The 24,889-nt window shown below is 40.7% G+C and carries 25 protein-coding genes and 1 riboswitch; of the genes, 2 read left to right on the plus strand and 23 right to left on the minus strand.

The genetic code is table 11. The features are described 5' to 3' along the window. From ACYH0L_RS10275 to ACYH0L_RS10340, 14 genes are all read right to left on the minus strand, one after another. Positions 1-183 carry a YpfB family protein gene (locus tag ACYH0L_RS10275; protein ID WP_099728097.1) on the minus strand — a complete coding sequence of 61 codons (183 nt, stop codon included), beginning with the start codon at positions 181-183 and terminating at the stop codon, positions 1-3. Between the two features lie 63 nt (positions 184-246). Further along, a complete protein-coding gene (locus ACYH0L_RS10280; protein ID WP_249705734.1) occupies positions 247-894 on the minus strand; it encodes a flagellar brake protein in 648 nt (215 codons plus the stop codon). Positions 895-996: 102 nt separating this feature from the next. Beyond that, the gene (ypeB, locus tag ACYH0L_RS10285) at positions 997-2,346 is read right to left on the minus strand and encodes a germination protein YpeB (protein WP_099728099.1); all 1,350 of its coding nucleotides are present in this window, start codon (positions 2,344-2,346) and stop codon (positions 997-999) included. A 16-nt stretch (positions 2,347-2,362) separates the two neighbouring features. Continuing rightward, complete coding sequence (gene sleB, locus ACYH0L_RS10290; protein ID WP_370461105.1) at positions 2,363-3,265, minus strand: spore cortex-lytic enzyme; 903 nt, start codon at positions 3,263-3,265, stop codon at positions 2,363-2,365. Positions 3,266-3,416: 151 nt separating this feature from the next. Continuing rightward, positions 3,417-4,073: a glutamic-type intramembrane protease PrsW gene (prsW, locus tag ACYH0L_RS10295; protein WP_099728101.1), complete on the minus strand. Its 657-nt coding sequence runs from the start codon at positions 4,071-4,073 to the stop codon at positions 3,417-3,419. A 156-nt stretch (positions 4,074-4,229) separates the two neighbouring features. Beyond that, on the minus strand, positions 4,230-5,201 hold the full coding sequence (locus ACYH0L_RS10300) for a YpdA family putative bacillithiol disulfide reductase (RefSeq protein ID WP_230030543.1): 972 nt from the start codon (positions 5,199-5,201) through the stop codon (positions 4,230-4,232). A gap of 124 nt (positions 5,202-5,325) precedes the next feature. Further along, a complete protein-coding gene (locus ACYH0L_RS10305) occupies positions 5,326-6,600 on the minus strand; it encodes a Glu/Leu/Phe/Val family dehydrogenase (protein WP_099728103.1) in 1,275 nt (424 codons plus the stop codon). Between the two features lie 196 nt (positions 6,601-6,796). After that, entirely contained in the window at positions 6,797-7,381 is a 585-nt protein-coding gene (locus tag ACYH0L_RS10310) for a genetic competence negative regulator (protein WP_099728104.1), read from the minus strand. A gap of 164 nt (positions 7,382-7,545) precedes the next feature. Continuing rightward, positions 7,546-8,334: a metallophosphoesterase gene (locus ACYH0L_RS10315; protein ID WP_230030334.1), complete on the minus strand. Its 789-nt coding sequence runs from the start codon at positions 8,332-8,334 to the stop codon at positions 7,546-7,548. Positions 8,335-8,419: 85 nt separating this feature from the next. Beyond that, positions 8,420-8,872, minus strand: coding sequence for a DUF2663 family protein (locus tag ACYH0L_RS10320; RefSeq protein WP_099728105.1), 453 nt, complete (start codon positions 8,870-8,872; stop codon positions 8,420-8,422). A gap of 65 nt (positions 8,873-8,937) precedes the next feature. Then, positions 8,938-9,696 (minus strand): LysM peptidoglycan-binding domain-containing protein, encoded by a 759-nt coding sequence (locus tag ACYH0L_RS10325; RefSeq protein WP_230030335.1) that lies wholly within the window; start codon positions 9,694-9,696, stop codon positions 8,938-8,940. Beyond that, positions 9,641-10,282: a CPBP family intramembrane glutamic endopeptidase gene (locus ACYH0L_RS10330; RefSeq protein ID WP_249705733.1), complete on the minus strand. Its 642-nt coding sequence runs from the start codon at positions 10,280-10,282 to the stop codon at positions 9,641-9,643. The genes ACYH0L_RS10325 and ACYH0L_RS10330 overlap by 56 nt, the downstream gene beginning before the upstream one ends. Continuing rightward, positions 10,279-11,787, minus strand: a complete 1,509-nt coding sequence (locus ACYH0L_RS10335; protein WP_249705732.1) for a RecQ family ATP-dependent DNA helicase — start codon at positions 11,785-11,787, stop codon at positions 10,279-10,281. Before ACYH0L_RS10335 ends, ACYH0L_RS10330 begins: the two co-directional genes overlap by 4 nt. Next, a complete protein-coding gene (locus tag ACYH0L_RS10340) occupies positions 11,780-12,832 on the minus strand; it encodes a YpbB family protein (RefSeq protein WP_099728109.1) in 1,053 nt (350 codons plus the stop codon). The genes ACYH0L_RS10335 and ACYH0L_RS10340 overlap by 8 nt, the downstream gene beginning before the upstream one ends. A gap of 268 nt (positions 12,833-13,100) precedes the next feature. On the opposite strand from ACYH0L_RS10340, the gene ACYH0L_RS10345 reads away from it, so the two are divergent. Continuing rightward, positions 13,101-13,349, plus strand: coding sequence for a ferredoxin (locus ACYH0L_RS10345; protein WP_003215700.1), 249 nt, complete (start codon positions 13,101-13,103; stop codon positions 13,347-13,349). 236 nt (positions 13,350-13,585) lie between these two features. On the opposite strand, the gene ACYH0L_RS10350 is transcribed toward ACYH0L_RS10345, so the two are convergent. Next, a complete protein-coding gene (locus ACYH0L_RS10350) occupies positions 13,586-14,170 on the minus strand; it encodes an ECF transporter S component (protein WP_230030339.1) in 585 nt (194 codons plus the stop codon). Between the two features lie 142 nt (positions 14,171-14,312). Then, positions 14,313-14,444: riboswitch (FMN riboswitch) on the minus strand. A gap of 287 nt (positions 14,445-14,731) precedes the next feature. Between ACYH0L_RS10350 and serA the strand changes: the two genes are divergently transcribed. Continuing rightward, positions 14,732-16,306, plus strand: coding sequence for a phosphoglycerate dehydrogenase (gene serA, locus ACYH0L_RS10355; protein WP_099728822.1), 1,575 nt, complete (start codon positions 14,732-14,734; stop codon positions 16,304-16,306). A gap of 34 nt (positions 16,307-16,340) precedes the next feature. On the opposite strand, the gene ACYH0L_RS10360 is transcribed toward serA, so the two are convergent. The 8 genes from ACYH0L_RS10360 to resA all read right to left on the minus strand — a co-directional run bounded on the left by ACYH0L_RS10360 (position 16,341) and on the right by resA (position 24,878). After that, positions 16,341-16,988 carry a M23 family metallopeptidase gene (locus ACYH0L_RS10360; protein WP_230030340.1) on the minus strand — a complete coding sequence of 216 codons (648 nt, stop codon included), beginning with the start codon at positions 16,986-16,988 and terminating at the stop codon, positions 16,341-16,343. 100 nt (positions 16,989-17,088) lie between these two features. After that, entirely contained in the window at positions 17,089-18,195 is a 1,107-nt protein-coding gene (locus tag ACYH0L_RS10365) for a sigma X negative regulator (RefSeq protein WP_482354008.1), read from the minus strand. Next, positions 18,107-18,715, minus strand: a complete 609-nt coding sequence (gene sigX, locus ACYH0L_RS10370) for an RNA polymerase sigma factor SigX (RefSeq protein ID WP_099728825.1) — start codon at positions 18,713-18,715, stop codon at positions 18,107-18,109. Before sigX ends, ACYH0L_RS10365 begins: the two co-directional genes overlap by 89 nt. Before the next feature lie 202 nt (positions 18,716-18,917). Continuing rightward, entirely contained in the window at positions 18,918-20,699 is a 1,782-nt protein-coding gene (locus ACYH0L_RS10375) for an ATP-binding protein (RefSeq protein ID WP_099728826.1), read from the minus strand. Continuing rightward, the gene (locus ACYH0L_RS10380) at positions 20,696-21,418 is read right to left on the minus strand and encodes a response regulator transcription factor (protein WP_003215596.1); all 723 of its coding nucleotides are present in this window, start codon (positions 21,416-21,418) and stop codon (positions 20,696-20,698) included. Before ACYH0L_RS10380 ends, ACYH0L_RS10375 begins: the two co-directional genes overlap by 4 nt. Positions 21,419-21,504: 86 nt before the next feature. After that, positions 21,505-22,683 carry a c-type cytochrome biogenesis protein CcsB gene (ccsB, locus tag ACYH0L_RS10385; protein WP_249705729.1) on the minus strand — a complete coding sequence of 393 codons (1,179 nt, stop codon included), beginning with the start codon at positions 22,681-22,683 and terminating at the stop codon, positions 21,505-21,507. Beyond that, a complete protein-coding gene (gene resB, locus ACYH0L_RS10390; protein ID WP_249705728.1) occupies positions 22,667-24,346 on the minus strand; it encodes a cytochrome c biogenesis protein ResB in 1,680 nt (559 codons plus the stop codon). The genes ccsB and resB overlap by 17 nt, the downstream gene beginning before the upstream one ends. A gap of 1 nt (position 24,347) precedes the next feature. Beyond that, on the minus strand, positions 24,348-24,878 hold the full coding sequence (gene resA / locus ACYH0L_RS10395; RefSeq protein WP_099728829.1) for a thiol-disulfide oxidoreductase ResA: 531 nt from the start codon (positions 24,876-24,878) through the stop codon (positions 24,348-24,350). Positions 24,879-24,889: the final 11 nt, after the last annotated feature.

The following is a 24,889-nucleotide window of genomic DNA, read 5'->3' on the forward strand; positions in this document are numbered from 1 at the left end:
TCAATCCTTCTGCTTAAACGTCTCAATCCAATCTTCAATACTCATGTTATTCACACCCTCGTATTGCACGACTTTTGACAAAAACAGTTCTCCTTTCGTCAAATGAAGTGTGATCTGAACGGCTAATAACAGAACAAGCTGAATCAGCACCGCTTTACATAACCATCTTTCCATTGTCTTCATACAAAAAGCCTCCATGCTAGATTCTTTCACCTCTAGTATGGAAGCTTTTTACACCCTTTATTCTTATGCTTTTTTCACACGTGTTAAAAGCTGCTGCTGGAAGCAGTATTTCATGATGTGCTGCTGGTGGTCATTCGTGATCTCAGAAAACTCCATGATCGCTCTTGTTTTGCCAGTCTGTTCATCTTGATATACTCGATTCATTTCTGCAACCGCTTTAATTTTTACGGGCTCTTTAAGCGGCAGTTCAAACTCTGTGCTCACTTCTCCGTATTCTTTGAGCGAGACGCCTTCTGGAACAGCAATTACTACACCGCCAGCACTCATATTGACGATAAAAGTGTCAAAGGCCTCTTCATCCGTTTGTGTGATGGTCGCTTTCACCATCGTATCCACTCGAAGGTATTCTCTGCGCTGAAGCCGAATCATCTCTCCTTTTGGCGGAATTGAAATAACAACCATCGGAATATCCTCTTTTCTTTTTCCGATGACCTCGCTTGTACATTTGTATGGAATTTGATTTTCATCGAAAAAGAACACGGTGATTTCTGTATGCTGGTTTAAATAGATCGTGCGCCCTGTTTCTTTATCAGCTGGATAATGAATGCAAATATCATCGTTATTATTTTCCAAAACTTTCGATTTTGCTGTTTTCACTTCTTTGTTCTCATTGACATACTCAATTGTGATAGCATCCCCTATTTGTAACATTCCTCATCACTCTTTTCATCTGTGAAATCGTATCCTCTCCTATATTAAACCATGTATAAAACAAAAGGAAAAGACTTATTAGCCTTTTCCTTGCTTCTTTTTCTATAGGTCTTTGTATATAGGTTCTGCGTTTTTCAGCTTATCTACTCTTTCTTCTTTTCCAGTATCTGCATTGATGAACATCCGGTACGTATCATTTTTAATTGTTCCAAGAAACTCATAGCAGAGAACTTCCTCTGACATATCATTTTGAACAATAGCTAAATGAGTATCTTCAATCTTCACGTGCTTATTCAACGTTTTCTCTGCTTCTTTTTGCGAGATTTTAGGTGCTTTGATGTCACGTTTTTTATGATTCAATAAGTAGTCTTTCGCTGAGAATCCAACGACCTCTCCGTCATCTAAAGCGACTTTCATGCGAATGCTATCCGGATAAAGCAGCACATTTTTTTGGAGGGGTACATAGGTAAATACGCCGATATTATCAAATTGCGCACTTTCATCTAAATGGAACGACTCTGTATCAAATCCATGCTTTTTTAAGAAACTTAACGCTTTTTCAGATGCTCCATTTAAACTGATTTTCTGTTTTTTGACGTCTCGATTTTGAAGAAGGTAGACTGGGTGGCCTCCTTTTTCAGTCAAATCTAAATAAAAATTCGCTTTGCTATCTGGATCTGACATCGATAAGCTGTACACATCTCGATTTGTTTTGCTTCCGCTTTTTCTCACCTTAAAATCTTGATTATGGTCAGGCGCGAATTGCTGTGCAATGCGGATCGCTTCTTTTTTTGAAATCTTTTGGCCTTTTAAATGACTGTAGCCTCGTGATTCTGATTCTGCTGACACATTTGTAGGACCGAGATCGACATTCGCAAATGCATCAGCATTTTTCTCGACTGTTTTCAAACCGTCGATAATGGTGTTGTCGTTCTTTTTATCGCCGTCCGCCAGCGCCATTTCAACATCCATCCATTTTAAATTTTTGTTGAGTACGAGATGCTGCACTTGTCTAAGCTCGTTTTGGATATCTGCCGCTTGATCATATAAAGCAGTAATGGTTTTATGCGTATCTTTGTTTAATGGTTCATCTGATAAAGATTTAACTGATGATTTGTAGCTAAAGTCTCCGACATTCGCTAGAAATTCTTCCGTTTTGTTAAAGGGCATCAATGTGAGCGGAAGCTGACTGACATTGTTATGCGCCTCTGATGACATTCTCCATACATCTGCAAGTGCTGGTGAGATCGATGTTTGGCTGTTCATCGCAAGTGTTGCTCCGAGTTTGTCGTGCAGCTGATCGACTTGGTATGTTAAGTCGTGGAAGGCTCTTTGGTAGTTGTTCTCTGCATGAAGCAGCACCGCGTCTTTTTCTTGATGCTCTTTATAGCCCCAGTAACCTGTTGAGATAACAGCAATTCCTAAAATAGCAATCAATATTCCTCTGATCATTTATTTACACCTCTTTTTATTCACAGAAAATATGTTTCCCGATTCGTTTAATTTGTGGCCTTCCCCAAATCCATGGACTTGTTGCTGTATCAGGATTAAAGTAATAGACGGCGCTTTCAGATGGATCCCAGCCATTAATTGCATCAAACACTGCCTTTTTTGCGGTTTCATTTGGTGCCATATAAAATTGTCCATCTGCTACCGCTGTAAACGCAAGCGGCTCAAAAATGACACCAGCAATGGTATTTGGAAAGGTTGAACTGTTCAAACGGTTTAAAATGACGGCAGCAATGGCCACCTGTCCTTCATAAGGTTCACCTCTTGCTTCACTATATACCGCTTGTGAAAGAAGCTGAATGTCATTGCTAGAGAAACCACCTGGCATGTTGGCAGCCGTTTGCTTCGGCGTTTGATTTGCTTGCTGATTGCCTGACTGGTTTCCAGACTTCCCAGATGACCCGCTTCCTCCGCTTTGACTTTTTTGCTTCTCTTTTGCACCTTGAGCTGTCTTTTTTTGTGAGCTTCTTTGCCCAGGAGCCTTTGTTTGCTGATCAAGAGGCTTCCCGCCATAATGGGTAAACTGATTCCCTTTTTGCAGCTGCTGCTGCACAAACTCTTTATAGTATTTCGTCTTTTGAACTAATAGGCTTTTTGTTTTAGCACCTACGAGTCCATCGACATTCTTTACACCAAATTTGCTTTGAAAGTTGCGAACGGCCCAGTACGTGCCCCAGCCGTACACGCCATCAATTTTGCCATTGTAAAAACCATTGTATTGGAGCCTTGCTTGCAGCTCGACTACATCTTCTCCTGTTGCTCCTCTCTGAATGACTTGATTGGTGAAAGCTTCACTTTTTTCAGCTGTCAAAAGTGAAGACGCGAGTAGAACGATTGAGAAGATAAGGACGATTTGTTTCATGAAACGAGCTTTGTCCATATTTGATCCTCCTGTACTTTTGATGTTTGAATATATGTTTCTTCCGATCCCTATTTTTATACATTCATCACAGGAGGGAATTGGATGGAAAAGACAAAAAAACGCCCTGTGAACTTACAGGACGCTTTCCAAATTAAATTTGCACCATTTTCACCGCACGAGCTTTTTTTGCTTTCCGCAGACCGAACCACCATAAAAAAATCATGAACGGCATCATAATATATCCCCAATTTTTCATCCCAAGAAGAATGAAATCATATAAGCCGTGAAAAAGCACAGGGAGTGTTAAAGAAAGGATCAGCCATTTGCGCTGCTCTTTTTTATCAGAGAAACGGGCTTTGCCGATATAAAATCCCATCACAACGCCAAATAAAGCGTGACTTGATACGGGTAATAAGGCGCGTGTAAACGCATATTCCACCCCATGACCGACTAAGTAAAGAATATTTTCAAGTGTCGCAAAACCGAGAGAGACACTTATTCCATACACAATCCCATCATAGTGTTCATCAAACTGGGCATGCGCATAGACGCTGACCATTAAAATAAACCATTTTAATGATTCCTCTAAAAAGCCCGACGTCACAAATGAAATCAAGATAGGGTTCGTTGCGATATTTTCTTCTTGAAGGACATATTGAATAAACATGGTTGGAAACACAAGTATGACACCTAGCATAAAAGATCTGATGACCATATGAACCGGCTCATTGTCGTACTGATCTTTCAAATAAAAATAACTTAAAAGTGCGATGCCGGGAGCTAAACCTGCTGAGATGATTGCGATCATAATCAGACCTCTTTCCCTACATTATCCTTCATTATCGTACCATGATTTACCCCTTTTTTATATGACTCGAGCCCATTTTTCTTAAAATAACTTTCTATATAATCCCATTTTATATAAAAAAAGAACTGAATCCCTTTGAAGGATCCAGTTCTTTTTTTAGCTGTTGATTCTTTTGTTGATAACTTCTGCAATCAGACCTCCATGAAATCTTCCATTTTCAATGAAAATTTCATTGGCGTTGTTTCCAGCTGCAATGACTCCTGCAATGAAAATGCCTTCTACATTTGTTTCCATTGTCTGTTCATCAAAGGCTGGGCGGCCTGATTCTTGATCAATCATTACACCCATTTTTTCTAAGAAAGAATGATCAGGATGATAGCCTGTCATCGCAAACACATAATCACTTTTCACTCGATCTGTTTGGTCTTGCTGGTTTGTAAAGACAACCTCTTCTTCTGTGATTTCTTTCACCTGCGATCCGAACTCCATTCGAATGGTTCCATTACGGACAAGGGCTTCAAACTCTGGTAAAATCCAAGGTTTGATGCTGGACGAATATTCAGTTCCTCTATATAACACAGTGACTCTGCTTCCGCATTTCACTAGTTCTAGCGCGGCATCGACACTGGAGTTTTTCCCCCCGATGACCGTCACATCTTTATCAAAGTATGGGTGCCCTTCTTTAAAATAATGATACACGTGAGGCAGGTCTTCCCCTTTGACATTCATATAGTTTGGATGATCATAGTAGCCAGTGGCAATCACGACGTAGTCACATGAATAGACGTCTTTTGATGTGTTGACGGTAAAACGCCCATCTTTTTTCGTCACAGCGTTTACTTTTTCAAAAGCATGAACACGCAGGCTTTTTCTTCTGACCACCTCTCGGTAATAGGAAAGAGCCTGAATACGAACTGGCTTCCGGTTTTCAGTAATAAAAGCGACATCACCGATCTCAAGCTTTTCACTTGTACTGAAAAAGGTTTGATGTGTTGGATAATGATAAATACTGTTGACCACATTCCCCTTTTCAATCACAAGTGCATCGATACCGATTTGCTTGAATGCGATGGCAGTTGATAATCCACATGGGCCGCCTCCTATTATGATCGCTTTTTCTTGTTTCATTTGTTCCACTCCTGTCGTTTCACTGCAATAACAATTGCTGGGCTGTTTGATTCTTTGTTCCATTACATAAAAAAATCTCCTATATTAGGATAGGAGATTTTTGGACGCGATGCAAATAAGCCGCTTAAATCCAGCCTCTGAATCGAGAAGCTTCAGCCATTTTACGTACGCCGACCATATATGCAGCAAGACGCATATCGATGCGGCGGTTTTGCGCCATTTCATAAATATTATTAAATGATTTCACCATCATATTTTCTAAACGAGTTTCCACTTCTTCTTCTGTCCAGTAGAACCCTTGGTTATTCTGAACCCATTCAAAGTAAGAAACAGTGACACCACCCGCACTCGCAAGTACGTCTGGGACAAGTAGTACACCACGATCTGAAAGAATTTTTGTTCCTTCTAGTGTCGTCGGACCATTTGCTGCTTCTACGACAATTTTGGCTTTAATGTTTGCCGCATTATCTTCTGTAATTTGATTTTCAATGGCTGCAGGTACTAAGATATCACAATCCAGCTCAAGCAGCTCTTTGTTTGTAATTGTATCGTTAAATAATTTAGTGACGGTTCCAAAGCTGTCACGCCGGTCAAGCAAGTAGTCAATGTCTAGACCATCTTCATCGTATAATCCGCCGTAAGCATCTGAAATCCCTACGATTTTTGCTCCAGCATCATACATGAATTTAGCCAAGTAACTTCCTGCATTTCCGAATCCCTGTACAACAACACGAGCCCCTTTGATGTCAATCCCTTTTTTCTTCGCCGCTTCTTTGATGCAGATCGTCACACCTTTTGCTGTTGCGGTGTCACGTCCGTGTGACCCTCCAAGAACAATCGGTTTTCCTGTAATAAATCCTGGCGAGTTAAATTCATCAATTCTAGAATATTCATCCATCATCCATGCCATAATTTGAGAGTTTGTAAATACATCTGGTGCTGGAACATCTTTTGTTGGTCCCACGATTTGACTAATTGCGCGCACATAGCCGCGGCTTAGTTTTTCGAGCTCTCTGAATGACATTTCTCTTGGATCACAGATAATACCGCCTTTTCCTCCGCCATAAGGAAGATCCACAATACCACATTTTAAACTCATCCAAATTGAAAGCGCTTTTACTTCTTTTTCAGTTACGTTCGGGTGGAATCGAATTCCGCCTTTTGTCGGACCGACAGCATCATTGTGCTGCGCGCGGTAACCAGTGAAAATTTTCACCGATCCATCATCCATACGTACTGGAATTTTGACCGTTAATAGACGAATTGGTTCCTTCAGCAATTCATATACTTCTTGCGGATATCCCAATTTGTCAAGCGCTTTATGTATGACGGTTTGAGTTGACTTTAAAACATCTAGCTTATCTTCTGCGTTATGAGCGGCGTTTTGATCGGCTGCCATTAAAATAAACCCCCTAGAAATCTTTCATGATCTACTGCTCCCTTTCAAGCAATAGTATACACCTTCGTACTGGTAAAGCAAAGGTAAAAAACGTTTTTTATCAAAATAAAATATCAGCGTTTATAAATATAAAAAAGGATATAAAAAAATACTGTTGTTTCATCACAACAGTATTAAATATAATAGAAAAAAATGATTAAAAATACATCTGAATCGTTTTCACTGCATCTTCTTGCATAATCACTTTTCCATACTCTTTTAGCCGGTGAATGGTTAATGTCGTAGGAGAACCAAATTCCGCTAAAATGGAAATAACAGTATCAGCAGACAGTTCTTCATCAACATCATCTAGGCTGAGAAAATATTGACCTTCATAATGGTAAACTGTACCCCCTAAAAGTCCAATACGACTTAAACTATGGGACAGTTGAATCACATCTTCAAACGAGGCAAATTGATAGAGCACATGCTTGCTCTCGTCGAGCTTGACCTGCATCTCAATGTAATCTTCATCAAACTCATCATCAGCATCATCTTCCTGCTGACTCTTTGTGACAATGACGACCATCCCCTGCGCCTGAAGAGAAAATACTTCAACAGCAATCGGTCCATTCGCTTCAAAACCGAGCTCCTGATTCGCTTCGTTCATCATGTCTTTAAACAGCTGATGAACTTTGAACGAATCTTTCCAAAGGTCTTCTTTCGTAAGACCTCGGTCTGTCAGGTCATCTAGTGTGAGAAAAATTTTGATTTTATTATAATTCAGACGCTCCAGTCGCATAACGTTCCCTCCTGCCTCTTCTAACACACATCATACTGTAGTATATGAGATGATGAGTCATAGGTTCTTAATTTTGTATTCAGTTTACACTGTGTCAAGACGGAAGACAAGCACGAAGCAATGCTCACGGTGACTTTTATGGAAAATATTGAGGGTGCATCAAGTTAACGTGTTTTTAGAGGCATTAAATAGATCAGATGGGTTTCTGGTTCTGCCCCAAGACGCATTGGAATCTTTGTTGTTCCATAGCCATTACTAATCAGAAAAAAAGCGCCTTTGACTTGGCCTGTTCTCCCTTTTTCATACGGGCCAAATTTCCCGATGCGGATCTGTCCTCCGTGGGTATGACCACTCAGGACAAGATCGATTCCCTCTTCCTCACTCATCATGTGATGCACATCTGGATTGTGTGATAAGAGGATATTCACTTCATCTTTAACAAACTCCGGCCGTATCGCTTCATAATCTGCTTTTTCAAGCCGAATATCGTCGATTCCTCCAATTTTAATGGGCTGGCCTTCAAAATCCCACACAGCCATTTCATTTTGCAATGTGGTGACATCATAAGCATGAAGAATCTCTTTAAACTTTTGCTGATGCAGCTCATGGTCATTATTTCCCCAAACAAAATAAACCGGAGCAATTCTTGATAAACATTTCACATTCTCTTCAATCCTGGCATAGGGTACACCTTTTTCTGCTAAGTCCCCGCCTATCATAATCACATCTGGCTTTTCCTGCCTTACTTCTGCTAATAATGTGTCACTAATGAGGCGTCGATGCGTATCAGAAATAAAGAAAATGACTGCGGGTCTATCTGATTGAAGTGCTTCTATTGTAAAGTAATGCTTTTTGATGTTGTTTTGTTTTGCCGTTTTCACCATTTTTGCCGTTACACACACACCTGTTGTAACAGCCGCAATGGCGGCAGTAAATCCGATGGCATATTTCATCATAAATGGCTCCCTTATATATCTTTCTTTCATAAGACGCTTGAATGAAAAAAGACGTTTCAACTGTTAAACGTCTTTGCCTCATTTATTTACTTTCATAATAGAGATTAATGTCATATTGCTTCTGCATGTAGTGAAAAACCGTCTCACGCTCTTCCCACTGATTTGATTGAGGCCATAAATCTGTGCTTTTTTGTATAATTTCACATCTGAGCTTATGATATTCATCCTCAGCCTTTTCTTCTTTTTTCTTATAATAATACGATGCGTAAAAAGCAAACACTTCTGCCATGATCCAAAACAGAAACACCTCATGACCAAGCAGTGTTGCAATCATAGCTTCTGGCTGCAGCGAGCCTCCCGTTTTGGCTGTTATGACAAAATAAAACAAAAGAATGGCTAGAGATAGAAGGGCTGTCCACTGCCATCTTTTGCTCTGCTTTGCAAAACCCTCGTATTTGCGCTTTCTTTTGATCAATGTTTCAATCATTTTCTGTGTCGGCTGATCCATATAGCGGCTGATTGCGTGCAATGTCATCACATACACCCTGTCCCTTTTTTCTACATATGTATGTGCTTTTCAATTGATTCATGTCAATTAATTTAGTTTTCTAATGGGATATTCAGCACTTGTCCGCTGTACACACTATTTCCTTTTAAATGATTATACGCTTTGATCTTCTCTTCACCCGAACGATTTTGGTAATATTTCATGGAGATTCGATACAGGTTTTCCTCTGGTCCAACGGTATGCTGTATGACACGGACTGGTTTCTTTTCCTGCTTCTTTTTCTCTTCAGCTTCTTTTCGTTTTTTCTCTTCCTGCTGTTTTTGCAAAGCTAGCTGCTGCTGTTCACGCTTTTTTGCAGCTGCTGCTTTTTCACGCTCTGCCTTCTCTTTAGCGGCTTGCTCTTTTTTCTTTTGTTCAGCCTTTTCTTTCGATCGCTGCTTTTCTTTTTCTGCCTCTTTCTTTTTCTTCTCTTCAGCAGACGCATCAGCTTTATCAGCGCTTGAGTCATTTTTCGTTTCGACAAGTGCTGACGGGACTGGGTCTGTGTCAGCACTTGATGTTTTATCAATATATACGTCTTGATTATTGTTATGTTTGATTTCCTCAGATGTGTAGTAAATCAAAAGGAAGAATACACCGATGACGATAATAGGAAAGATAATAGCCAATGTCGTAAACAATGGATTGCGCACCTTTTTCGTGCGCTGCTTTTTATATTCATGAAAATCTTCCCGTGTAGGAAAGTGAGAGTCATCTGAAGGATGTACTTCTTCTTCAAGGTTTTCCTCTACATCGTCATGGATGTTTGTCAGCTGCTGTTTTTTTCTCTTCATTCTCGACATTTCTTCCATGTTCATCCCTCCCCCTATATTTCAAACGAATCTGACATGCAAAAACGAAGTCAATGACAAAATGGGTCATGACCGGAACAAATAAATTCCCAGTCCACTCGTATAAAAGTCCTAAAAAAATACTAATGGAAATCACAAGGATAAACAAGAGTATTTTTGATAAATAGCGAAAGTGAAGAAGCGCAAACACAATGCTGGCGATCTCAAGTCCAAATTGCTGTTGAACGATCCCTCGGAATAAAATCTCCTCAGAAAAGGCAATGAACAGTGTTAACCAAACAATATGCGGGATGCTGCGATTTTTGAACATTTTTTCATTTAAGCCGCCATCATCATACATATGAGCGGGAAACACCTTCATGACAATTGCATCCACCATCATCACAAGCAAAGCGCCGCCGATTCCATAAGTCAGTATCCGCATATCATGGATCTGCCAAAGTGCAGTAAAATCAGTCCAATGATCGAACATAAAAATACCTAGCAAAAAAGAAACGATAAGCATGAGCAGCTGCGTGAAATACAGCTGTTCTACTACTTGTCGATCGGTTAATTTTTCAATGATTCGGCGGTGTTGTTCAATCAATGCTGCGCCTCTTTTGTCAGATGAAACATACGCTCCAGCACGGTCTTCCAGTGTTTCATTTCATTCAGCTCCAATTGTCGATCTTTTTTTTCATAATCAGATAGGTCAAGTCCGCAAGAAGAGCAGCAGTTTGCAGAGGAAGAGCCCTCCGTTTGATCAAGCTGTTCGTAAAAGTATGATAACAGAGATTGTCTAAAACAGCCTTGATGAGTGATTCGCTCTTTAAATTGCCACACTTTTCTTAGCTTTTCTGTTTGCCTGTCCTGCAGTTTTTCTTTCAGATTTTTGATGAGTACGCGAGGCTGTTTGGATTGGTACATGATGTAATAATGCGTCAGCATCCTCGCACGCGTTTCCTGAAGCCCTGCTTCCATCAATCGTTCACGTAATTTCTTTTCGTCATTTGTCGGCATTTGTGTTAATTGGGCTAAGAAAAAATCAATTTCTGGATCATCAAAGCCTTCTGCTTGAATCAAATGACTTTGAATATCCGCATCCTCTTCTGTATATAAAAGAACGCTCACACTGTTTTTCCCATCTCGTCCCGCTCTTCCAATTTCCTGCATAAATGCTTCAATTGATTGCGGGGGGCTCATATGAATCACAAATCGTATATCTGCTTTATCAATTCCCATCCCAAAAGCACTTGTACAGCAAATGAGATCAATTTGGCCGCTGATAAATTGCTGTTGAATGAGCATGCGGTCTCCTGCATCCATTCCGCCGTGATAAAATTCTACACGTTGATGGGTTTTTTGTTTGATGAAGAGTGAAATATCTTCTGTCATTTGCCGGGTCGGGCAATAAATCAGGCCAGGCCCTTGCAGGGTTTCCACAAGCTCAATGGCTCGTTTCTCTTTCGCTTCTTTTGTTTCATGCGCTTCTTTGACTAATGCAATGTTAGACCGGTTCACGGAATGAATATGAAAATCCGGATGCTGCAGGCGCAAAGTTTGCACTGTATCCTTTAGCGTTTGCTTAGTAGCTGTTGCCGTCAGTGCTAAAGCCGGGGGATGACCTAACGCTTCTCTCCATTCTCCCAGCTTGGAGTATTCAGGACGAAAATCATGCCCCCATTCTGATATACAATGGGCTTCATCGACGACAAAAAGACCAATATGCATCGACTGGAGCTGCTCTAACAGCACCTCTGACATTAATGCCTCAGGCGCGACAAATAAAAATTTATATGATGGCAAATGCCGAATGATATGTCGTCTCTCCTGAAAAGACAGTGTGCTGTTAAGCGCCGCCACTCGTTTTTCCCCGCGCATTTTCATTCGTTCTACTTGATCCTCCATGAGCGATAAAAGCGGCGAAATAATGAGAACTAACCCCTCTGTCATATAGCCGGGAATTTGATAACAAAGTGACTTCCCTCCGCCAGTAGGCAGCATAGCAACCGTATCTTTTTGATTCAGTACACTTTGAATAATGTCCTCTTGACCCGCTTTAAATGAGTCGTAACCAAAGTATCGCATGAGCGTCTGATGAAGCTTATCCATTTGCTTTCACCATCCTTGTCAGTGCCAATCGTATTTGAAAATAAGTAAACGGATGCTCGAGGTTTTCTTTAATCAGCTTCATTTTGTTTGTTTGAAGCTGGCTGGCTACATCATGGATTGCCTGCTGCTCTTCGGGGCTCACATACGGTTCTATTAAGAAGCTCGGCTCATGTATGGACAGCTCCACAATATGGTCCTCGATCGTTGCCTTTTTTAATGAACGAATGTGGGCAATTTGATCAATGCTAAACCCTTTTTGTACAAGCTCAAGCGTTTTGTGGGTAGAGGTTGTTAACACGCGTTTGAATTCAAGGTCACCTACGATCAGCTGCATGATCGGCGCCTCACCTTTTTGTGCAGAATGAATAAAATAATGGAGCACATTCCAAAAAAGCAGGTACACATACCACACATCTTCTTTCACCCACTCAGCCATTTGCTGATACGTACGCCCGATTCTTTCATTTGAGGTCAATGAATAAACAAAGATCAGTGCTTCTCGATCACTTAAACGAGCAAGGAGTTTTTCAAGTTCATGATGCAGATCTTCAGAAAACTTTTTCTTATGGTGATGCTGCTTTAAGAAAGATTTCGTCCAGCTTTGAACCGATACATCTCTTTGAATTGGCACATATTGATGTGACCCTGCCGTATAATGAGAAAGCACTTGTACAAGTAAAGACAGCCTCATCCATAGCATCTTTGCTTTATCATGATACTGGGCACCATGAAAATAAGCGGGCAGCGGTTTTTCAGAAAAATACTGTTTTAGCATATGCTCTCCTGTATCCGTGACGCTGAATGTATCCCCTGTTTTTCTAATGAAGTGTTCCTCTTCAAGCTTTCGAACAGAGCGATTCAGCTGATCCCGCGTAAAACCTGGATAACACCCAAAATAGCTAGAAAGTTGAAACAAACTTGCATCCTGTATCGTTTGTGATGATTTTTTTCCTTTAAAAAGATGGTAGACAGCGCTAATGGAGCGTTCGCCGTTCAATTTATGTACACTGTCCATTAACATGACATCCAAGTAATGAATCGTCATTCATCAAAGCACCTGTCTTCCTGACAAAATTCGAATATTTTCTCCCTTTATTTTAACAGATTTCATAGAAGAAGAAATGTTTAAACTCAATTTATGGGGGAAAGTTATGAACAAACCCTTATGTGATAAGTATTCTCAATCACTTTACAGTTGAAATGTGAATTTAAAATCATTACAATAAGGTTTGAGGAAATTGGTTTTTTATCGGTGAAACTAAAAAGGTTAAACCATTTGTTCCATCGAACAATCTGGGAGGTATTTTTTTAACATGGCAAAATATACAATTGTAGACAAAGACACATGTATTGCTTGCGGCGCATGCGGTGCAGCTGCTCCAGACATTTATGATTATGATGATGAAGGCATTGCATTTGTTACGCTTGATGACAACCAAGGGACTGTAGAAGTTCCAGAAGTACTTGAAGAAGATATGCTTGATGCATTTGAAGGATGTCCAACTGATTCAATCAAAGTTGCGGACGAATCTTTCGAAGGTGACCCACTTAAGCATGAATAGTATAAAAGCCCCTTATGCAGGGGCTTTCAGCGTGTAGACAAACCCTCGCATTCTTTGTCAGGTCTGCGCTCCGGTGCTCACGAATGTCAAATTCGCTCCGCTCCGGTGCTCGTCCTTCCTAGACTTCAAAGGTTTTCTATCACGCTGAGCTGAAAAGAAGACAAAGGGCTAAAATAAAGATCATTTTAGCCCTTTGTCAACAATCTGAAAGCCCCTTATGCAGGGGCTTTTTTATATTAACTATTTTGAAGTCGGCGTTTATTTTCAAACCATGGACGCATTTTTACAAAAATGAAACTAAATACGATAGTAATGATGATCCCTTTAATAAAGTTAAAAGGTAAGATTCCTGCTGTAATGGTTGTCTTGAGCGCATGATCTGACAGTTCAGGCGCATTTAAAAACCATGTATACGCGGGAAGGAACAAGAAGTAATTTAAAATGCTCATCATCACAGTCATAAGCAACGTTCCCATGATCATAGACCACGCCATCCCTTTTGCTGATTTAATTTTTTTAAACATAAAGGCGACTGGCAAGATAAATAGTGTGCCTGCGATAAAGTTGGCGACTTGCCCAACAGGAACGCCAGACATACTGCCTTGGATGAGGTAATGCAGCACATTTTTTAATGCCTCAACGGCAATCCCTGCACCCGGTCCATAAATTAATATCGCAATAATCGCTGGAATATCGCTGAAATCAATTTTTAAATACGCTGGAAGCCCTGGAAAAGGGAAATCCAATAAAATTAAAACAAACGAAATACTACTGAGCATACTTGTGACTACTAAACGTTTTACTCTACTTTGATTCAACATTCTCTCTCCTTTTCGATCAAATCTTTCGAAAAGAGGATTGTTCAATTTTCAGCCACAAAAAAACCGCTCTTGAAAACAGGAGCGGGGAATTTAGGCTAGACAAATAAACGTGTAAACAACGATGTTTTCAACGTTTATGAACCTCCATCTTCTCCCATCCAGACTATACTGTCGGCTTCGGAATCACACCGAATCCTGCCAAAAAAGGCTCGCGGGCTTAGAGACTATGCTCATCACCGCCGGTAGGGAATTGCACCCTGCCCCGAAGATTGATCATTATTCAATTCGACATCATTATATATGATATATGAGCATTTGTACAGATAAAAATCCTGAGCAATTTCATCAGTTTTAAAAAATCGTAAAAAACGTAAAAATTATAATGACAAATGCGTAAAAATTGGTTATCTTTTGTTTAAAGGTGTCCATTCTTTATAAAGATACTAAGAAATGTTCGTGTTTTCTTTTTCGCTTTACTGCTTTAATTTGATTGACACAGTGAAAAGGAATATGGTAAATTATCAGATATTTATGACGTTTATTTTAGGAGGAAATCTTACGATGTTTCGAGTATTAGTCTCAGATAAGATGAGCAATGATGGTCTTTTACCACTTTTAGAATCAGATTTTGTTGAAATTGTCCAAAAAAATGTAACAGAAGCAGAAGATGAATTACACACGTTTGATGCCTTACTTGTCAGAAGTGCAACAAAAGTCACAAAAGAACTTTATGAAAAAATGACTTCATTAAAAATTGTTGGCCGTGCCGGTGTGGGAGTAGACAATATTGATATTGATGAAGCGACAAAGCATGGCGTCATTGTCATCAATGCACCAAACGGTAATACGATCTCAACAGCAGAGCATACGTTTGCAATGATCTCATCTCTCATGCGTCATATTCCGCAAGCCAATATTTCTGTTAAATCAAAAGAATGGAACAGAGGCGCATATGTCGGTGCTGAGCTTTACGGAAAATCTCTTGGGATTGTTGGCTTAGGTAGAATCGGAAGCGAAATCGCCCAGCGTGCAAGAGCTTTTGGCATGACTGTCAACGTGTTTGACCCATTCCTCACAAAAGAACGTGCAGAGAAAATCGGTGTCAATGCCAAATCACTTGATGAAGTACTCGAAGTATCAGATATTATTACTGTACATACCCCATTAACAAAAGAAACAAGAGGACTCCTCAATAAAGAAACGATTGCAAAAACAAAAAAAGGCGTTCGCCTGATTAACTGTGCACGCGGCGGTATTATTGACGAAAGTGACCTTCTTGAAGCACTTGAAAGCGGCCATGTCGCAGGAGCTGCACTCGATGTATTCGAGGTAGAACCGCCTACCGATAATCCGCTTGTAGATCATCCGCACGTCATTGCAACTCCGCATCTTGGTGCATCTACAAAAGAAGCACAACTAAATGTAGCGGCTCAAGTATCTGAAGAAGTGCTTCAATTTGCAAAAGGACTTCCTGTCATGTCATCTATCAATCTACCAGCGATGACAAAAGACGAGTTCAAAAAGATTCAGCCTTACCATCAATTTGCAGGGAAACTTGGACGTCTTGTCTCTCAATCCATGAGAGAACCTGTCAAAGAAGTGAGCATTTCTTACGAAGGCTCTATCTCAAAACTCGAAACATCCTTTATTACAAAAAGTTTACTGTCTGGCTTTTTAAAAGAGCGCGTCGACTCGACTGTGAATGAAGTAAATGCTGGGATGGTAGCGAAAGAACGCGGCATTAGCTTTAGTGAAAAAATTTCTTCTAGCGAATCTGGTTACGAGAACAGCATTTCAATTGAAGTCAAAGGTGATCTTTCAACCTTTACTTTAAAAGCAACCTATATCCCGCATCTAGGGGAACGCGTTGTCTCTATTAATGGATTTAATATTGATTTTTACCCAGATGGACATCTTGTCTACATTCAGCACACGGATGCACCTGGTGTGATTGGTCAAGTTGGACAGATTTTAGGCGACCATGATGTTAACATTGCGACAATGCAGGTAGGACGTAAAGAAAAAGGCGGCGAAGCCATCATGATGCTTTCCTTTGACAAGCATCTTGAGGATGAAATTGTCCAAACATTAACTGAAGTACAAGATATTCTTTCTGTACGTCTGATCGACCTATAAAAACAATAGTAAACCTCATGCAAAAGCATGAGGTTTATTTTGTTGAAATCATTAAATGGCCACCCGTTCGAATGACATGAGTTGTGAGCTTATTGATCTTTTTCAATTGATCGACGGTCATCTGGTGTGCTTTAGCAATCGACCAGAGGGTATCTCCTTGTTGAATGACATATGTATGTTTTTCATGTCCGTTTACATGAAGGGCTGGCTCTTGGAAACGGTCCCTCGCGATGATTGTGAGCGGATCGACCGCATCCTCTTTGCTCACTGACCAATGGCCGCGGTGCACCTCAAAATGCAAGTGAGTGCCTCTAGAGGCTCCTGTGTTGCCTATGATGCCGATCGGCTGTCCTGCTTGTACACGGTCTCCATTTGTAACATAGCGCTCGTGTAAATGGGCATAGACGGTTTCATACCCATTTGGGTGCCGAATAAACACGACTTCTCCATATGTAGCAGAAACATAAGAACGAGTAACCACCCCTTCGCTTGCAGCAAAAATGGATTCTCCTTCTGGCGCAGCAATGTCTAATCCCTTATGCGAACCACCTCTTGTCCCAAACAAATCGGTAACCTCTCCTTTCACTGGTTCCACCCATTCGGTTGTTTTTTGTGCATGTGCAATTGGTGATAAAATAAGGAGCAAAAAACAGCTGGCGCATATGAAGCAATACCTTCTCATCAGTGACTCCCCTTCTTTGAGGTTCTTTTCATGACAGCTTAGTATACAGCAAGGATGCCCTTTTCTATACATCAAAAAAGAACGCAATATGTTGCGTCCTTTAACGATCTTTTATGACTACTGGATTTGGCAGAGCCGGCACCTCTATTGGTTCTTTTAATTCGTATGGTCCTACTTGATCTGTCCCTGCATTTTGAATCGTGACATCTGTAAAACCAAAATCTTTCGCTGTGAGCAGCAGACCTTCAATAAGTAGAATATGATTAATTGAGTCCGTTAATTGTGCTGATGCTCCAAACGTGATGGTCACATGTTTTCCTTTTGATGTCACTTCTTTAATTGGTTCTTTTTTAATTAATGGATCAAGTCCTGCATCGCTTGCCCGCTTCATGGCCTCTACCGCATCTTCATAAGATGAATAATGAGTTTTTGAGGGTACCAAAAATGTCCCGCTCTTATTCTCTAATACATAATAAGCGTGCTTTGTTTGTTTATCAATTGAAATCGTTCCAATGCTTCCATTTGTTCCTAATTGAAGATGAGAGCCTTTAACTGACTTGACTTGCACTTGGTTATATCGGCTCCATTTCAGTGTTTCTTTTACCATGTCTTTAAACCGGTTGGCTTCTTTTAATGTATCAAGAGACAAATCACTTTTTAGCTGAAAGACCAGCGTATCCCCTTTTTCACTAATATCCACCATATCAATATAAGATTGAAGAGGCTTTGTCATGTCAGGCAGCTGCACCTGTTCATATGTGCTCAGCATTGCCGGCACATGGTCGTGTTCATTCTCTTTTTCTATACTAATCGGGACAACTTGAGAAGTCGATTCATCTATGTATGCAATCGTCATATACTTTTGCTGGTCAGCATTCGAAACAACATGTGAGGGCTCATCTGTATGTTTTACCGCCTCTAATGTTGCATTCACCTGCCCTTTGTCAGCACTCGATTCCATCTTCACTCGCTTCATATCGTGAGCAGCCGGCTGAAATAAATGAGGAGAAATCAAAAACGCCATAAATAAAACCACAACGGTAGCCACCGCTGGACCGATCCATTTGACACTTTTCTTTTTCTTCCCGCTTGCCAGCAGCATCTGCTGATAAATCTGCTTAGATGAACGGTTGTCCTCCACCTTTGGAAGCTGACTTAGTAACACCTTGATTCGTTCTTCGCTCCAATCGGACCTGTTCGTTTTCATTCACTAGCTCCTCCTTCAAAAGCTCCATATGTTTTCGGAGCACTTTCAGGCCTCGGTGCTGAGTTGTTTTGACTTTGCTTTCCGAGAACTTTAACGCCTTTGCTGTCTCCAAGATTGAGTAGCCATGGATAAACCTTAAAATGATGACGGCTCTTTGATCAATGGTGCAATGATCAAGTGCGGCATAGATTTCTTTTACATTTTCATCCTGTACAGCCAGTTCATCTGGGAGTAAATCTGGATCTTTCACATCCTGCTTATCCCAATCAAACGTGCCGAGCACCCGTTGTCTAATGGTTTGCTGTTTGCGAAACCAGTCAATCGCCACATGCCTTGCAATTGAAAACAGCCAAGTTTTCTCGCTGCTTCTTCCTTCAAAAGTTTTATATGAGTGAAGTACCCGAATGTAAACCTCCTGAACGAGATCCTCTGCCTGATTTTTATCTTTTACCATATAAAATAAAAACTGGTACAAATCTTGATGGTACGAATCATATATTTTTTGAAAGGTTTCATGCATAGGAAACCCCTCCGTTCACTTATTTTTGTCGAGTGACTCTTACAAAACGTTACATTACAACTTTATGACAAATATATTACAAGTTCAACAATTTGGAAAGGGCTTTTTGTTTAACTTCTCCTTAAAAATATGAAAACAAAAAAAACACTTCGTTTTCTTTCGAAAAGAAGTGTTTCTCATGTAACAAGAATCTTCGTCAAGATTAGACGAGTTCCTGCCTTTTTCTAGGGATATAGAAGGTAAAGTGTGTACCTGTACCGGCTTTGCTGTGTGCATGAATGGAGCCTTGGTGTGCCTCTACAATGTTCTTCACAATCGCAAGACCAAGCCCAGTACCAGAACGTCCTCTTGTTCTTGCTTTATCCGCTTTATAGAACCGTTCGAAAATAAATGGCAGATCCTCTTCTGGAATTCCGCTGCCCGAATCTTTTACATCCATCTTCAGCCCGTTCTCCACCGATTGAACTGAGAAATGAACCTCTCCGCCCTCTGGTGTATGACGTATGGCGTTATCAATGAGATTGGTAAAAACCTGCTCAATCTTATCTGGATCGAATACAAAGTGCGGTTCTTCCACTTGAATCTCATACGTGAGGTTGATTTGTTTTTCTTTCGCAACACCAAGAAACTTACGATAGATTTTCTCAATCAGCTCTTCTGTATCTGTTGATTCAAGATTAAGCGTTATATGACCAGCTTCCATCCGTGCTAGATCTAGAAGGTCATTCACAAGACGCCCCATTCGAAGTGATTCGTCATAGATAATTTGCGCAATTTCTTTCTTTTCCTCTTCTGATCCAGCAATGTCATCTACAATGGCCTCACTATATCCTTGCAGCATAGCAATTGGTGTGCGAAGTTCATGACTAACATTGGCAATGAAGTCTTTTCTCAGCTTATCAAGTCTTCGTTCCTCTGTCATATCGCGAAGTACCGCGACTGCTCCCCTGACATCCTGCTGATTATAAAGCGGAGACATGAGAAGAACCCAAGTACGTCCTTGCAGCGACACTTCGATCATCTGCTCTTTTTCCGTGCTGACGGCTGTATGAAACAGTTCTCGTGCTTCTGGCGGCAGTTCATCTCCATCTTTGATCTTCATATTTTGCTCATAATACCAAGCCTGCAAGAATCTTTCTGCAGGAGGGTTGGTCATAAGGATCGTTCCATCAATATTGATGGTGATGACGCCATCAGCCATACTGCTTAGAATGTTGGACAAATGTTCTTTTTCTTGATTTAAGGCTGTAATATGAAATTTAAGCTGCTTCCCCATTTGATTAAAGGCGATAGCCAGTTCGCCAATTTCGTCTTGCGTTAAAATAGGGATTTTTGTATCGAATTTCCCTTTCGCTAAATCCTGCGCTCCTTCTCTCATCTTTCTCAGAGGGTAGGTGACACGTGTAGATAAGAAGAAAGCAAATATTGTGGTAAGAACGATCGCAATTCCGGCAGCTAAGAAGATATAACGCGTCGTATGTTTGGTTGTTTGTTCTACAGCGAGGAGTGACTGAGAAAGAAAGACCATGCCTTTTTTTCCGTTTGCCTCAAAAGGAACACCTACTACAATTCGTTCGTCCTTCTGATTGCCTGTATCAGGTTCTGCACGTTTACTGATTTTTTTTCGGTCTTTGAGTGCCTCGTTCAAATCTTTGTCCGCTTCAATTTGTTCCTTTGTTATCGCAGGAAGCTTTCCGCCTCTTTCAGACGAATACCATTCTAGACCATCTTCTTGAATAATCGCAATACTCGTCAATTTATCAGCAAGCTCTGATGTAATTGACCTTGCAAGAGATTGATCCTCATGTCTTTCTAAGATGACCGCTACTTTGTTTGCCATTTGTGTTAAATCAGACTTTGCTTCTTCCACATGATAATTCTCAATGAATTCTAAAAGAAGCACGGTCAAAATAGATAAAACAATCAGGACGAGGAAGAGAATGGTTAACCATAGCTTTCCTACGACACTTTTCCAAAGCTTCATTCAGCGCCGACCTCAAATTTGTACCCGACACCCCATACAGTTACGATTTTTTTCGCAGCTTCTGGGGACACTTTATTCAGTTTTTCTCGAAGTCGTTTCACGTGGGTATCTACCGTTCTCAGATCACCAAAGAATTCATATTGCCACACTTCTTTTAAAAGCTTCTCCCTGTCATAGACCTTATCTGGGGTTTTCGCGAGGAAGTATAAAAGCTCATATTCCTTCGGCGTGAGGCTTACTTCTTTACCATCAGCTGTCACTCTATGTGCATCGTGGTCAATAGATAAATGAGAAAACACAAGCACATCCTTTGTTGTGGTCCCAGTATTGAGATAAGAAGTTTGAGACGATCTTCTGAGCAATGCCTTCACGCGTAAAACAACTTCACGCGGGCTGAAAGGTTTTACAATGTAGTCATCCGTTCCTGCCTCAAATCCTTGGACACGGTTCGCTTCCTCACCTTTTGCCGTCAGCATAATGATTGGTGTGGCTTTTTTATCTCGAATTTGATTACACACTTCAATCCCATCTGTGCCAGGCATCATTAAATCAAGCAAAATGAGGTCATAATCCGTTTGAAGCCCTTTTTGAATCGCCTCGTCCCCATTTTCCGCTTCATCGATTTCATAATTTTCACGTTCTAAATACATTTTTAAAAGGCGGCGAATTCTTGCCTCATCATCTACGACTAATATTTTCGTTTGAGTTGTGTGTTCCATTAGACAATCCTCCTGCTTTCTCCGTTGTTACATTCATTTTAACAAAAAGCCGAATTGAATCATAAAGGTTGGCCTTTTTCTTGTGATTATGCGTAAGAATGCAGTCCCGCAATCACAAGATTGACAAAGATGAGATTAAACATAATAATGGCAAAACCGATCACGGCAAGCCAAGCGGACTTTTCGCCATGCCAGCCTCGCGATAACCGAAGATGGAGATAGGCTGCATAAAAGAGAAACGTAATCAATGCCCATACTTCCTTCGGGTCCCAGCCCCAAAATCTTGTCCACGCAATTTGCGCCCAGATCATCGCAAAGATCAGTCCACCTAACGCAAATACAGGGAAGCCAATGGATACAGCCCTGTACCCAATTTCATCGACTAAATCGAGATTTACCTGTCTCACGAGCGGCTGAAGCAGAGCACTTAGTCGCTTGCGAATGATCAATCTAAGCAGTCCGTAAATGATCAGCCCGACGCCAAATGACCATAACACTGTATTGACCTTTCTGCCTGAAAAAACAGGTGGTAAATCAATGAAAGGCTCCAATCGATCTTGCGTCACAAGTTCCCCTTTATGAGGCCCGACTAAGGCTGGCATCTCATACACCATGACACTTTCTTTTTTATTTTTATCTACCCAATTAAACTTCGCTTCATATCCTGTCATTCTAAAAACTGAAGTGACAGCGATAAACGAAAGTGTCACCACAATCATAAACATGACAAGCTCTAAACCAAACGTCTTCTTCCCTGGCTTTGTTTGATCGACATGCTTTAAAAGGAAGATGACACCTGCAACAAAACTGATCGCTAAAATGGCTTGCCCAAGTGCTGCTGTTGTCACGTGAATGTATAGCCAATTACTTTGAAGTGAAGGAATCAGCGGCGAAATATCTGATGGAAACATGCTTGCATAGGCAATAATCAATAAGGCTATTGGAAGTGTGAATAACCCAAGTACAGATACTTGATACACAAAATATAAAATGATAAATGCAAGCACCAGCATCATACCAAAAGCCGTTGTGAACTCAAATAAATTACTGACTGGTGCATGACCAGACGCCATCCATCTTGAAATAAAATAACCAAATTGGCTCAAAAAACCGATGATGGTGAGCGTAATGCCGATGAGTGCCGACTTATTCCTGCGCGGTCCATCCTCTTTCTTTTTTCCTTTAATGGCACCGCCAAAAAAAGGAACTGCCGCTAAATAAAATAGAAAAGCTGCAAATAACAGATTTTCACTGACTGCCGCCATCTAATCCTTCCCCCTTGCTTTTGCTGATACTCGTTGTATCAGGCAGTTCTTTTTGATCAACTGGCTGCTTGATGCCACTGCCACTCAGTAACACATTGAGATCGGACTTTAAGCCGAACCAGTTTTTGTTTGTGTGTCCTGCCACAAATACTTTTCCATCCTTTGCCGACAGCCAGATTCTTCTATGCTGCCAGTACATCCCCTGCACGACACCAATCATGAAGATAATCCCGCCTACGATAAGCACCCCGAGAGTTAAATCTTTTCTAACCGTCAATCCTGTTACGTTTTTCGTTTCAACACGATCAAACTTCATCTTATATATATTGTTATCAGAACCCTCTACTGTCTCTTGAATGGCCACAAAGCTTTTTTCACCTTTAGGTTTTTCAGGAGAAATCATTTCAAACACGAAAGCAGGATTATTCGGATTCCTTGTTTTCGTACTTGGCGTTCCATCTTCGTCAAAATAAAAATCAGGCAAATAGCTCATCACCTTGACTTTGTAACCGCTACCAAGATCATATTCTGACTTAGGCTCCAGCAGATTAATCTTCACTGTTCCAAAAGATTTTTCTGTATCTTTTCGAATCAGCTGAAAGACCATTTGATCGAGTTCATTTTGTTTAAAATCCACTTGATATAATGAGAAATTGTCAAACTTGAGCGGTTCGTTCACTTTAATATCGTGTTCTGTTACCCGCTTGAGCTTGGGCTTTTCACCAAAAACAACGTCTCCTTCACGTTTGTATAATATGGCATCGGTTTTATAACTTTTCACCACTTGACCGTCGCCAGCTTTTTCAATGGCATTTTCAAACACTTCTTTTTCATTTCCAGATTCATAACGATCAATTGAAAACGCATTATTTTTCAAGAAGTATTGACCATCCGTGCCAGGGATCGGTGCTGTTTCGCCTTCTCTCACCCACAGCGTTTCATCGACATACATGCCTGGGACAAACCGGAGCATCGAGCCAATGAGAAAGATAATTAATCCGATGTGATTGACGTAAGGTCCCCAGCGTGAAAAGCGGCCTTTTTCACCTAAAATATGTCCATCTTCTTTTCGCACGCGGTAACGCTTTTGTTTCATCGCTCTAACGATGCCTTCATATGTATGCTGATCTAATGTTTTGTCTGTTTCGCTGAATAGACGCTGCCTTCTCATAAAGCTTTCTTTTTTGACAACACCTTGATTTTTAAGTGCCCGATAAAGAGGAATGACCCGGTCGAGACTGCAAATCACAAGGGAAATTCCAATAGAAGCTACAAGGGCTAAGAACCACCAAGAATTATAAAGATCATGGAATCCAAGTATGTAATATAGCTTGCCAAACGATCCATATTGCTCTTCATAATAGGTGGAAGCTGATGCACCTGGCGGAATAAATCGCTCCTGCGGAAAAATGGTTCCAAGCGAGGAAGCTAACAGTGTGATGACAATCAGCCACACACCTACTTTAACGGAAGAAAAAAAGTTCCACACTTTATCAACAATCGTTTTGTTGTATATTTGCGAGCGTCTCGCACTGCCGTCATACCTCATATCTAGCAGCTTTGAAGAATTTTTCTCTATTGCCGCAATGGGATTCCCGCATGATTCACATAGAACAGTACCGATTGGATTAATATGTCCACACTCGCACTTTACCTCTTTCATTCTATGACCCCTTTGGTTTAATCAAATTCATATATTCATAGACATTACGTTCTGTCATGGTTCCCTTTATGACTTTGATTACCTTGCCTTCAGGATTAATTAAAAATGTGGTTGGCAGCGGCGTAATATCATATGCCTCTGTGACTTGACGGTCTTTGTCCATAGCAACCGGAAAATTTACACCATAGGCATCCATAAAATTCTTAACGGCAATATTTGATTCCCCAACATTCACTGCAACAATTTCCACACCGCGATCCTTGAACACTTCATATTGATTCGCCATATAAGGGAATTCTTGTTTACATGGACCGCACCAGGTCCCCCAAAAATTAAGAAAGACGCCTTTGCCTTTTAAGTCCTTTAATTCAATCCGCTCCCCATCCACAGATTGAAGGACAAAGTTAGGTGCAATAGATCCTTCTTTGACTCGATCCTGTTTGGCAAATACTGAGTTATACATTGTATAACATAGTGCAACAAGCATCACGAGGAGAATGCCCGTCCGTATGAAAAATCGTCTTTTCTTCATCTGAAGTACCC

The organism is Bacillus sp. MC1252 (genome assembly GCF_056838025.1).

Bases quoted from the DNA above. Each gene is read 5' to 3' on its own strand.
- ACYH0L_RS10275 (WP_099728097.1), bottom strand. From the start codon at position 183: ATGAAGACAATGGAAAGATGGTTATGTAAAGCGGTGCTGATTCAGCTT.
- ACYH0L_RS10280 (WP_249705734.1), bottom strand. From the start codon at position 894: ATGTTACAAATAGGGGATGCTATCACAATTGAGTATGTCAATGAGAAC.
- ypeB (WP_099728099.1), bottom strand. From the start codon at position 2,346: ATGATCAGAGGAATATTGATTGCTATTTTAGGAATTGCTGTTATCTCA.
- sleB (WP_370461105.1), bottom strand. From the start codon at position 3,265: ATGAAACAAATCGTCCTTATCTTCTCAATCGTTCTACTCGCGTCTTCA.
- prsW (WP_099728101.1), bottom strand. From the start codon at position 4,073: ATGATCGCAATCATCTCAGCAGGTTTAGCTCCCGGCATCGCACTTTTA.
- ACYH0L_RS10300 (WP_230030543.1), bottom strand. From the start codon at position 5,201: ATGAAACAAGAAAAAGCGATCATAATAGGAGGCGGCCCATGTGGATTA.
- ACYH0L_RS10305 (WP_099728103.1), bottom strand. From the start codon at position 6,600: ATGGCAGCCGATCAAAACGCCGCTCATAACGCAGAAGATAAGCTAGAT.
- ACYH0L_RS10310 (WP_099728104.1), bottom strand. From the start codon at position 7,381: ATGCGACTGGAGCGTCTGAATTATAATAAAATCAAAATTTTTCTCACA.
- ACYH0L_RS10315 (WP_230030334.1), bottom strand. From the start codon at position 8,334: ATGAAATATGCCATCGGATTTACTGCCGCCATTGCGGCTGTTACAACA.
- ACYH0L_RS10320 (WP_099728105.1), bottom strand. From the start codon at position 8,872: ATGACATTGCACGCAATCAGCCGCTATATGGATCAGCCGACACAGAAA.
- ACYH0L_RS10325 (WP_230030335.1), bottom strand. From the start codon at position 9,696: ATGGAAGAAATGTCGAGAATGAAGAGAAAAAAACAGCAGCTGACAAAC.
- ACYH0L_RS10335 (WP_249705732.1), bottom strand. From the start codon at position 11,787: ATGGATAAGCTTCATCAGACGCTCATGCGATACTTTGGTTACGACTCA.
- ACYH0L_RS10340 (WP_099728109.1), bottom strand. From the start codon at position 12,832: ATGACGATTCATTACTTGGATGTCATGTTAATGGACAGTGTACATAAA.
- ACYH0L_RS10345 (WP_003215700.1), top strand. From the start codon at position 13,101: ATGGCAAAATATACAATTGTAGACAAAGACACATGTATTGCTTGCGGC.
- ACYH0L_RS10350 (WP_230030339.1), bottom strand. From the start codon at position 14,170: ATGTTGAATCAAAGTAGAGTAAAACGTTTAGTAGTCACAAGTATGCTC.
- serA (WP_099728822.1), top strand. From the start codon at position 14,732: ATGTTTCGAGTATTAGTCTCAGATAAGATGAGCAATGATGGTCTTTTA.
- ACYH0L_RS10360 (WP_230030340.1), bottom strand. From the start codon at position 16,988: ATGAGAAGGTATTGCTTCATATGCGCCAGCTGTTTTTTGCTCCTTATT.
- ACYH0L_RS10365 (WP_482354008.1), bottom strand. From the start codon at position 18,195: ATGAAAACGAACAGGTCCGATTGGAGCGAAGAACGAATCAAGGTGTTA.
- sigX (WP_099728825.1), bottom strand. From the start codon at position 18,715: ATGCATGAAACCTTTCAAAAAATATATGATTCGTACCATCAAGATTTG.
- ACYH0L_RS10375 (WP_099728826.1), bottom strand. From the start codon at position 20,699: ATGAAGCTTTGGAAAAGTGTCGTAGGAAAGCTATGGTTAACCATTCTC.
- ACYH0L_RS10380 (WP_003215596.1), bottom strand. From the start codon at position 21,418: ATGGAACACACAACTCAAACGAAAATATTAGTCGTAGATGATGAGGCA.
- ccsB (WP_249705729.1), bottom strand. From the start codon at position 22,683: ATGGCGGCAGTCAGTGAAAATCTGTTATTTGCAGCTTTTCTATTTTAT.
- resB (WP_249705728.1), bottom strand. From the start codon at position 24,346: ATGAAAGAGGTAAAGTGCGAGTGTGGACATATTAATCCAATCGGTACT.
- resA (WP_099728829.1), bottom strand. From the start codon at position 24,878: ATGAAGAAAAGACGATTTTTCATACGGACGGGCATTCTCCTCGTGATG.